The organism is Streptomyces crystallinus (assembly GCF_039521265.1).
GTDB classification, from domain to species: Bacteria; Actinomycetota; Actinomycetes; order Streptomycetales; family Streptomycetaceae; genus Streptomyces; species Streptomyces crystallinus.
This window is the reverse complement of the sequence record NZ_BAAACA010000042.1, coordinates 1-9,913: the sequence shown is the minus strand read 5'-3', so window position 1 is coordinate 9,913 and position 9,913 is coordinate 1. Positions and strand designations below refer to the sequence as shown.

At 73.4% G+C, this 9,913-nt stretch carries 8 protein-coding genes; 2 read left to right on the top strand and 6 right to left on the bottom strand.

Annotation, left to right across the window (positions count from 1 at the left end; translation table 11 throughout):
- Positions 1 to 125 precede the first annotated feature (125 nt).
- From ABD236_RS29015 to ABD236_RS28995, 5 genes are all read right to left on the bottom strand, one after another.
- Positions 126 to 983, bottom strand: coding sequence for a class I SAM-dependent methyltransferase (locus tag ABD236_RS29015; RefSeq protein WP_344078673.1), 858 nt, complete (start codon positions 981 to 983; stop codon positions 126 to 128).
- A gap of 108 nt (positions 984 to 1,091) precedes the next feature.
- A complete protein-coding gene (locus ABD236_RS29010; RefSeq protein ID WP_101389000.1) occupies positions 1,092 to 1,742 on the bottom strand; it encodes a hypothetical protein in 651 nt (216 codons plus the stop codon).
- Positions 1,743 to 1,939: 197 nt separating this feature from the next.
- Positions 1,940 to 4,354 (bottom strand): dolichyl-phosphate beta-glucosyltransferase, encoded by a 2,415-nt coding sequence (locus ABD236_RS29005; protein WP_344078670.1) that lies wholly within the window; start codon positions 4,352 to 4,354, stop codon positions 1,940 to 1,942.
- The gene (locus ABD236_RS29000; RefSeq protein ID WP_344078668.1) at positions 4,351 to 5,016 is read right to left on the bottom strand and encodes a GntR family transcriptional regulator; all 666 of its coding nucleotides are present in this window, start codon (positions 5,014 to 5,016) and stop codon (positions 4,351 to 4,353) included. Before ABD236_RS29000 ends, ABD236_RS29005 begins: the two co-directional genes overlap by 4 nt.
- 292 nt (positions 5,017 to 5,308) lie before the next feature.
- A complete protein-coding gene (locus ABD236_RS28995) occupies positions 5,309 to 6,670 on the bottom strand; it encodes an aspartate aminotransferase family protein (protein ID WP_344078666.1) in 1,362 nt (453 codons plus the stop codon).
- 378 nt (positions 6,671 to 7,048) lie between these two features.
- Here ABD236_RS28995 and ABD236_RS28990 point away from each other — a divergent pair, with 378 nt between their 5' ends.
- Positions 7,049 to 8,854 carry a serine/threonine-protein kinase gene (locus ABD236_RS28990; RefSeq protein ID WP_344078664.1) on the top strand — a complete coding sequence of 602 codons (1,806 nt, stop codon included), beginning with the start codon at positions 7,049 to 7,051 and terminating at the stop codon, positions 8,852 to 8,854.
- A 15-nt stretch (positions 8,855 to 8,869) separates the two neighbouring features.
- Here the strand turns inward: ABD236_RS28990 and ABD236_RS28985 are convergent, their stop codons facing one another.
- Positions 8,870 to 9,643, bottom strand: a complete 774-nt coding sequence (locus tag ABD236_RS28985; protein WP_344078662.1) for a bestrophin-like domain — start codon at positions 9,641 to 9,643, stop codon at positions 8,870 to 8,872.
- 60 nt (positions 9,644 to 9,703) lie between these two features.
- On the opposite strand from ABD236_RS28985, the gene ABD236_RS28980 reads away from it, so the two are divergent.
- A partial coding sequence (locus tag ABD236_RS28980) for a hypothetical protein (RefSeq protein WP_344078660.1) occupies positions 9,704 to 9,913 on the top strand: 210 nt, incomplete at its 3' end.

The window sequence follows — 9,913 nt, the reverse complement described above, 5'->3', positions numbered from 1 at the left end:
GGGAACTGCGCGAGCAACCCAGCACGGTCCGCAGACGAAAAGCCGGGTATGGGAGCCGCAGGCCCCACCTGCCCCCGAAGGCCGCCCGCCAGAGGGCTTTCGGGAAGGGGCGGGGTGGGGGGATCTCAGCGGCGCGGCAGCAAACCCTTCGCCAGGCGGCGCGCCAGCGCGGGACGGGGCTTCGGCGCCGTGGGGGCGGGCGTGGGCACCGGCGTCAGACCCTCGTGGCGCGAGCGCGGCGCCGCCGGCGCCACCGCCTTCTTCCCCGAGATCCGGATCAGCGGCGCCCCCGCCACCTCCTCCACCCCGTGCCACATGTCCGGCCGCGTCGGCAGCCAGGACAGCAGCTCGGAGCGGGCCGGCTCCGGATCCGACCAGGTGCCGTAGAACTTCGTGGCCGTGATGGCGATCGGCCGCAGCCCCGTCGTCGCCACCGCGCCCCACACCGCCGCCGCCACCCCCGGACAGTGCTCCGCCCGGAAGTCGTCGAACGCCACGATCCCGTCCGGCGCCACCAGGTCCCGCGCCGCCGCGATGTCCCCGTGCACGTGCTCGTACAGGTGCGAGGCGTCCACGTGGATGAAGCGGCAGCTGCCGGAGTCCACCCGTGAGGTGATCACCGAGGTGGGGGCCTGGACCACCACCGGCAGCTCGTCGTGGAAGGCCAGGTAGTTCGCCTCGAACGCCCGCCGCGTCAGCGTCGCGTACGAGCGGTCCATCTCCTCGCTGTTGGGGTCGTCCGGCGCGGGCGAGTCGAACAGGTCGCAGACCGTGAACGTCTCGTCCTCCCGCAGGTACGACCCCAGGAAGATCGCGCTCTTGCCCAGGTACGCGCCGAGTTCCAGCAGGTCACCCCGGAGCCCCTGGCGCTCCTGGCGCGCCAGGAACCAGTCGAAGAGCAGTTGGTCGGCGGGCCAGAACCACCCCTTGACGTCGGAGAAGCGGGCCGGGGCGGCGCTCTGGGCGCTCGTCGTTTGTGACATGGACCCGGTCCTACTCCCGCCAGATGGCGCGGAGTTTACGGTCGGGGGTGGTCCCGGTGGTGCCCCGGCGACATCCCCGCCCCGCCGACCACGAGGTGCGTCGGGGCCTCAGCTGAAGATGATCATAGAGCCCTGCGCCAGCGACCGGGTCGCCGCCGCGTGCAGCCCCAGCCACACGTGCCGCTCCCGCGCGAACGGGCTCTCGTCGTAGGGGATCGGGCCCGCCGGCTCCTCCAGCGAGGTCGGGCGGTCCGGCGGGGCCGGGGCCATCGGCGGGTTGACCGGGTCTATCCCGATCGCCGGGGCCACGAACTCCAGCTCCCGCAGCAGCCCGTGGGTGGAGCCCAGCGGCCCGCCCCCGGCCAGCAGCTCCTCGTTGGCGAGGGGGGTGTGGAAGTCCACCGGGACGTACGCGCCCGCGTGGTCGTAGTGCCAGACCAGATGGGACTGCTGGGCCGTCGTCTCGAACATCTCCAGGAGCTGCTCGTAGTCGCCGCCGAGCTCGTCCACCGGCGTCACGGCGAGCCGGCAGAGCTGGAGGAGGTAGGCGCGGCGCAGGAAGTGCAGGGCGTCGTAGTCGAAGCCCGCGACCGGGGCGACATCGCCCGAGAGGCCGGGCATGTACGCGAAGACGGGCACAGGTGGCAGCCCCGCCTCACCGAGCGCCTTGTCGTACGAGGCGATCTCCTCGGCGAACGGGTTGTCGGGGCTGTGGCACAGCACGTCGACGAGGGGGACCAGCCACAAGTCACAGGCCACGGGGCTCCTTACGAGGTCGCGATGGTCGGGACAGCGTAGTCCGCCGAGCACGCTCCGCGAAGCTCGCCCGTCAACTCCCGTGCGGGACGCGCGTCAACGCGCCGCCACACCGTCGGCTCAGGCATCACACATGTCACACACGACGCATACCCACCACCGTCGTCGCTAGAGCTGTCCGACAGAACAGGCTTCGGCCCTCAGCGGCCGACGTCCCAGATCCACACCCCGTGCACCCGGTGGCCCTCCCGGCCGAGCAGCCGCGCCACCGTCGTGTACAGCGCCTCCTCGTTGTCCTGCGGGGGCAGCACGACGAGCCCGGCCTTCCAGTACGCCAGGTCCGCCCGCGCCTGGGCGCGCCAGGCGTCGCCGATGTCGGGGATCGCGCCGCCGTAGCGCACATCGCGCAGCAGGTTGGAGGTCCAGCGCGGGGAGGCGCCGTAGATGCCGATGCGGTCGGGGCCCCAGGGGCCGTTGAAGTAGCCTCCGGGCAGCGGGAAGCCGAGGCCGGCGCGGACCTGCCAGTGCAGGGCGTCGGCGGCGGCCGGATCCGGCAGCGGCACCGTCACCACGGACTCGCCGGGCTTCAGATACGTACGCCACAGCCCGTCCGCGAAGAACGGCGGCACCGGGGCCCTCTCGGTCACCGGGAAGGGCGTCGGGACGATCGGCAGCAGGGCGGCCGCGACCGCCGCGAGACCGGCCAGCCGGTTCACCCGGCCGGCCTCGGCCAGTCGGCCCGCCGCCAGCGCGACCAGCGCGCCGAGCGCCGGTGCGCACACCATGGCGACCCGGCCCTCGATGACGGACTCGAAGAGCGGGCGGTGGGCGAGGGCCCGCCAGGGGCCCGGCAGGACGACGTCGGTGTACGGGATGCGGATCTTCTGGCCGAGCGAGAGGAGCGCCGCCGCGATCGCCGTGAGGGCGAGCGCCTTCACCAGGGCGTGCCGCCACAGCCGTACCGTGATCGCCAGGGCCAGTGCGATCAGCGGCCAACCGTAGAAGGCGTTCTGCTCGGTCCGGTTGAGGGCCAGCTTGTCCGCGGTCGCCTCGTCGCCGAGCAGCGCCCGCCCGGAGAACTTCAGGAAGGAGAGCGGGCTGTTGCCCGCGGCGTCGCCGTGCAGCACCGAGTGGTAGCTCTGGGTCCCGAAGAACTGCCAGGTCAGCGGGTAGGCGATGAGCGGCAGACAGACCAGTGCGGCGACCCCGAGCCCCTTGGCGAGGGTGGGTCCGGCCGCGCTGACGACCTCGCGGCGGGCCAGCGCGTACGACAGCGCGAAGAGCAGCATGCCGACCGAGGCGAGCAGCAGCACCTCCTCGCCGAGGAAGATCTGGTACGCGCCGAAGAGGCCGAGCAGCACGCCGTCGCGGCGGACGTGCGCGGCCGTTGAGCACAGCCGCAGGGCGCGGTCGAGGATCACCGGGATCATGAACAGGACGCAGAAGTTCGGGTGCGCGGTGGCGTGCGAGACCATCGGCGGGGCGAAGGCGGCGAGCGCGCCGCCGAGGCCCGCGGCCCACGGGCTGCCGGTCACCCACCGCGCGAACAGCCGGTACCAGGCGTACGCCGTCGCGGTCAGGCCCAGCGTGAGCACCAGCGCCCAGGTGAGCGTCGGGCCGAAGGCGAGGGTGACCGGTGTGAGCGGCACGGACAGGCCCAGCATGGGCGTGTTGCCCATGAGGTTCACGCCGTCCGGGAAGCCCTGGAGGGTGGTGAAGAGCGGGTCGCGCAGATGCCGGACGTTGTCGGCGGTGACCGCGAAGAACCACTCCCACTGGTTCTGGTCCTGGCCGGAGTCCGCGAGGTAGCCGCGGCCGAGGTCGCTCCAGAGGTCCTTGTAGAGCAGGACCGAGGAGAGCAGGAAGAGCCCGAGGAGGGCGAGGCTCGCACGGCTGGTGGAGCGGGCCTTGAGGCGGACGAGTTCGAGGAGCACCCGGCCGTAGTCGGCGGGGCCGACCTTGGAGCCCTCCTGGTGGGACCAGCGGACCGGGACCTCGGCCACGGCCCAGCCGTGGCGGCGGAAGTACTGGAGTATCTCCACGTCGATGCCCCAGCCGTCGAGGCGGGCGTCCGCGAAGGCCGCGCGCGCCTTGTCGCCGTCGAAGAGCTTGAAGCCGCACTGGGTGTCGTGGATGCCGGGGACCGCGACGGCCCGTATCAGCCGGTTGCCCATCCGCCCCAGCCACTCGCGCACCCGGCCCTGGTGGACGGCTATGTCGGCCTCGGGGTGGGCGCGGGAGCCGATCGCGGCGGCGGCCTCGGCGCCGTCGAGCTCCTTGGCGAGCCGGTCGAGCTCGGCGACGGGGGTGGCCAGGTCGGCGTCGGTGACCAGCACCCGGGCGCCCTGTGAGGCGGCCACGCCGAGCCGCAGCGCGTGGCCCTTGCCGCGGTTGCGGCCGGCGGCGACGAGCCGGATACGGGCGTCGGCGGCCGCGGCCGCGCGGGCGACCTCGGCGGTGGCGTCCTCGGAGCCGTCGTCCACGACGATCAGCTCCCAGGACAGCGGCGCGTCGCGCAGATGGTCCCGGATCGCGTCCAGGGTCGGGCCCAGACGCCGTTCCTCGTTGTACGCGGGGACGACGACCGAGAGGTCAAGAAGGCCGCCGTCGGTCACCGCTTCAGCCGCTCCGCCCAGGTGAGGGAGTGGTCGTTGTACGCGCTGATCACGGCGTACGCGGTGTCGCCGTCGCCCTTGACCACGGCGTCGACGAGGTCGCCGTGCCCGCTCCACAGCCAGTCGCTGAGGTCGCTGCGCCCCCGCAGATACGGCACGGCGAAGACCCAGCACTGCATACGCAGCCGGTGCAGGAAGTCCGAGATGTACGGGTTTCCGGCGAGCGCGCCGAGCTCCCTCCAGAACCGCAGGTCGTACCCGATGAGGATGTTCAGGTCACCGCTGCGGGCGGCGCGGGCGCACTCCTCCGCACGGCGCCGCACGGACACGAGGGCGGGGCCATGGGCGGCGCCGAGCTCCGTGATCTTCCGGAAGATCCCGTTCACGACGAGGGACCGGGCCTCGACCATGCCCTTGTAGTCGTCGACGGAGAACTCGTGGACACGGAAGCCGCGGTGCTGGTCGGAGTCGAGCAGGCCCTGCGCGGTGAGGTCGACGAGCGCCTCGCGCACGGGGGTCGCGCTGACCCCGTACTGCTCGGCGATCTGCTTGACGGTGAACTCCTCGCCGGGCTGCAGCCGGCCGGCCAGTATCTCGTCACGCAGGGCGTCGGCGATCTGCTGCCGCAGCGTGCTGCGCGTCACGCCTCCACTCGCGGGCACGTTGCCCCTCCCCTCGCCTATGTGTTCCGCACACGATAGGCCAGGGGGCGGCGGGGGTGGATGAGCTAGGCGTTCGGCTGCGGATGAGTGGTGGGCTGGTCGCGCAGTTCCCCGCGCCCCTAGGGGGTTGGGGTCAGCCGGAGGACCCAGCCCAGTCACAGGCTTTCAGGGGCGCGGGGAACTGCGCGAGAAGAGGCCACCGGCCCGCAGACGAAGACCGGGCCCAAAAGGGGCGCGGGGAACTGCGCGACCAGCCACCCACGGTCCGCAGGCGAGCGCGGCCCCGGAAGGGTCAGGTCGTGTACTCGTCCGCCACAGCCAGCGCAGCGTCCAGCACCGCGAGCCCCTCCTTCGCCTCCGCCTCGCTGACATTGCACGGCGGCACGACATGCGTCCGGTTCATGTTGATGAACGGCCACAGCCCGTTCTTCTTGCAGGCCGCACCGAACGCGGCCATCGGCGCCGCGTCGGCGCCGGACGCGTTGTACGGCACCAGCGGCTCCCGCGTCTCCCGGCTCTTCACCAGCTCCAGCGCCCAGAACACACCCGTGCCGCGCACCTCGCCCACGGACGGGTGCCGCTCGGCGAGCTCCCGCAGCCCCGGCTCCAGCACGGTCGCTCCGATGTGGGCCGCGTGCCCGACGACGCCCTCGTCCTCCATGACGTTGATCGTGGCGACGGCCGCGGCGCAGGCCAGCGGGTGCCCGGAGTAGGTGAGCCCGCCGGGGAAGGGCCGCTTGTCGAAGGTGGCGGCGATCTCGGCGGAGATGGCGACACCGCCCAGGGGTACGTACCCGGAGTTCACGCCCTTGGCGAAGGTCATCAGGTCCGGGGTGACGCCGTACAGGTCGGCGGCGAACCAGGAGCCGGTCCGGCCGAACCCGGACATCACCTCGTCCAGCACGAGGACGATCCCGTACCGGTCGCAGATCTCGCGGACACCGGCGAGGTAGCCCGGGGGCGGGGTCATGATCCCCGCGGTGCCCGGGACCGTCTCCAGGATGATCGCGGCGATGCCGGCCGGGCCCTCGAAGGCGATGGTGTCCTCGAGGTGGGTGAGGGCGCGGGCGCACTCCTCCGCCTCGGTGGTGGAGTAGAAGGGCGAGCGGTAGAGGAACGGCGCCCAGAACCGTACGACGCCCGCGGAGCCGGTGTCCGAGGCCCAGCGGCGGGGGTCGCCGGTGAGGTTGATCGCCTGGGCGGTGGCCCCGTGGTACGAGCGGAACGCGCTCAGCACCTTGTGCCGCCCGGTGTGCAGCCGGGCCAGCCGGATGGCGTTCTCGACGGCCTCGGCGCCGCCGTTGGTGAAGAAGATCTTGTCCAGGTCGCCCGGGGTCCGCTCGGCGATGAGGCGTGCGGCCTCGGAGCGGGCCTCCACGGCGAAGGCGGGGGCGAAGGTGGCCAGCTTGCCCGCCTGCTCCTGGATGGCGGCGACGACCTTGGGGTGCTGGTAGCCGATGTTGGTGAAGACGAGGCCGCTGGTGAAGTCGAGGTAGCGGTTGCCGTCGTAGTCCCAGAAGTACGAACCCTCCGCGCCGGCGACGGCGAGCGGGTCGATCAGGCCCTGGGCGGACCAGGAGTGGAACACGTGCGCACGGTCCGCGGCCTTGACGGCGGCGCCGGTCCGGGGGTCGGGGGCGTCATGAGGGGTCATGGGGCCAGGGTAGGCAGTGGGGGGTGGGGCGGGGGATGACCAGTGTGTCTGTCGTGGGCGGTGCGGCTCGGCAGGGTGTCGTGTCTTGGCCCCCACCCCACCCCTTCCCTGCTGTGACACTTTGCGGCTCCGCCGCGTGGCCTCTGGCGGGCGGCCGACCCTTCGTCTGCGGACCGGTGGACGGCTGGTCGCGCAGTTCCCCGCGCCCCTAGGGGGTTGGCCGCAGCCGGAGAACCCAGCTCAGCCACAGACTTTTTCAGGGGCGCGGGGAACTGCGCGACCAGCCCGCCACCGGGCCGCAGCCAAAGGATCCGCTCCCCCCGGAGGGCTATCCTCAGCCCGTTGAAGCTCGTTCGAATGAGGGGGGCGGCGAGCCGCATGGACAGACTGACCGAGGGGGACCCGCAGCGGATCGGCGCGTACCGACTGCTCGCACGGCTCGGCGCGGGCGGAATGGGCCAGGTCTATCTGGCCCGCTCCGACCGCGGCCGGACCGTCGCCGTCAAACTCGTCCGGCAGGAACTCGCCGAGCAGGAGGAGTTCCGCGGCCGCTTCCGCCAGGAGGTCCAGGCCGCCCGCCGCGTCGGCGGCCGGTGGACCGCCCCGGTGCTGGACGCCGACACCGAGGCCGCCGTCCCCTGGGTCGCCACGGGTTACGTCGCCGGCCCCAGCCTCCACGCCGTGGTCGGCGGCGCCCACGGCCCCCTGCCGGAACGTTCCGTACGCCACCTGGCCCGCGGCCTCGCCCACGCCCTCCAGGACATCCACACCGCCGGGCTGATCCACCGCGACCTCAAGCCCTCCAACGTCCTCGTCACCATCGACGGCCCGCGCGTCATCGACTTCGGCATAGCCCGGGCCCTGGAGACCGTCACCGAGGCCGGCCTCACCCGCACCGGCGCGCTCGTCGGCTCGCCCGGCTTCATGGCCCCCGAGCAGGTGCGCGGCGACCGCATCACCCCGGCCTGCGACGTCTTCTGCCTGGGGTCCGTGCTCGCGTACGCGGCGAGCGGCAAGCTCCCCTTCGGCGGCAGCGACAGCGGTGTGCACGCCCTGATGTTCCGGATCGCCCAGGAACCCCCGGAGCTCGACGGCGTACCGGAGTCCCTGCGCGACCTCGTACGCGACTGTCTGCACAAGGACCCCGAGTCGCGGCCCTCGCTCGCCCGGATTTTGGAGCGCCTCGGCCCCGAGGACGCGACGCCGGGACCCTGGCTGCCCGGCCCGCTGGTCGCCGAACTCGGCAGCCACGCCGTGCAGTTGCTGGACGTGGAGAGCCCGGAGAGCTCCACCGGCCAAACCCCCGCGCCGGACCCCGCGCCGGACCCCGCCCCGGCTCCGCCCGCCGCCCCGCCCGCCGCTCCGGCCCTGCCTCCCGTCCCGCCCGTGCCCGCCCTCCCGCCGAGCCCCCCGGTGGTCGCCACCCCCACCGCGATCTCCCCGGACGGGGGCTACCCGGCCCCGCCCGTGCACAGCTATCCGCCCCAGCACCAGCACCCGTATCAGCAGCCGTACCAGCCCGCCGCCTACGGCTATCCGCACCCGAACCCCGGCTACGGCTACGGCCCGCCCCCGCCCGCCGAGGAGGAGCCGCCGCGCCGCGGCGCCAAGTCGACGATCGCGCTGATCGCGGTGGCGCTGGTGGTGGCGGTCGGCGCGGGCGGATCCGTGTACGCGTACATGAACGGCGACGGCGACAAGCCGAAGAAGGCCGGGACCTCCGCCTCCCCCGAGCCGCCCGCCACCCCGTCCCCTTCGGGCGAGAGCAGCACCGGCCCGAGCGCCGACCCGAGCCCGAGCCCGAGCGAGAGCGCCGCCGGGGACATCCCGCAGAAGTACCTCGGCACCTGGTCCGGCGCCATCGACAGCGCCGCCGGCTCCAGCACCCGCCGCCTCGTCCTCGCACCCGGCAAGGTGGGCGACACGGTCCTCACGCTCACGGCCGACGGCCCGCTGGACTCCGGCGGCACCTACCACTGCGTCTTCCGCGCCCAGCTCGCCGCCGCCCCGGCCGGGCCGGACGGGCCGCTCAAGCTCGGCCCGTCGACCGTCGAGTCCGGCCCGGCCACCTCGTGTTCGCCGGGCGCCGCGACCACGGTGACGCTCCTGCCGGACGGCCGTCTGCGCCGCCAGAACGACGACAACGGCGACCAGTTGACGTACGACAAGGTGTCGGGGCACTAGGAGCCCGAGCGGGCGCTAGTGCCGCAACGGGGCCGCCTGGGTGACCAGTTCGCGGAACGGGTCCGCCGACTCCGTACCCGACCTGCCGAACGGCGCGTCGAAGCTCCACACCAGGAACAGCAGGAACACGATCAGCCCGCTGAAGACGCCCGCGAGCAGCAACTCCCGTGCCGAGCGGTGGATCTGGAGCGTGAAGATCAGCCCGATGGTCACCACCGCCCCGGCGACCAGGCCGAACCAGACGACCCCCGGCAGCGTGGACCCGGCGCTGTCGATCCGGGCGTGCCGGGCGTCGTCGGCGGTGGCGATCTGGTCGAGCAGCGGCTGGTAGGCCTGCGACTGGAGGTCGTTGGCGGGGGCGCGGTGGGCCACGTCGCCCCGGACGGCGGCGAGCAGGGCCGCGCCGTCCGAGGGCGGCTCCTCGCCCCGGACCAGCAGGGGCCACTCGGTCTTCACGGTATGGGCGGCGTACGCGTCGATCTCGCCCCGGATACGGTCACGCACGGCGGGCGGATAGACGTCCACCCGCTGCCCGACCTCGTACAGGGCCTGGGCCTCGCGCCGTACCGAGTCCTCGGCGGCGCCGCGCGCCTCCCAGACGCCGGCGATGGCGAGGCCGAGCACGATGGCGTACACGACGCCGACCATCATCACCATGTACTCGATGACGTCGGGCGTCTCACTGGGGTCCTCGGCCTCGGCCACCCGGCGGTGGCGCAGCACGGTGACGGTCAGGACGACGGCGCAGACGAGCACCAACGCGACGACGAGGACTAGCCATTGCGACACGGGCGGGCTCCGGAACGGGATCGGGGGCGGAGGATCGCGGCGGCCAGGACGGCCGGGGTGGTGACGACGAGCATCAGCGTGACCGTGGAGAACCCGGCCGGGGCGGGGTGCCCGGTCGCGCTGGGGCGGTACGGGTGGACGGCCCGGTGCGCCCGGGCCTTCGCGTCGGCGCGCGCCACGGGCGCGACGGGTGCCACGGGCACCGCCACCGGCGCCGGGCGCGGCCCCGGACGCGGCGCCCGGCCCACCGCCACCACGGGCCGGGCCGGG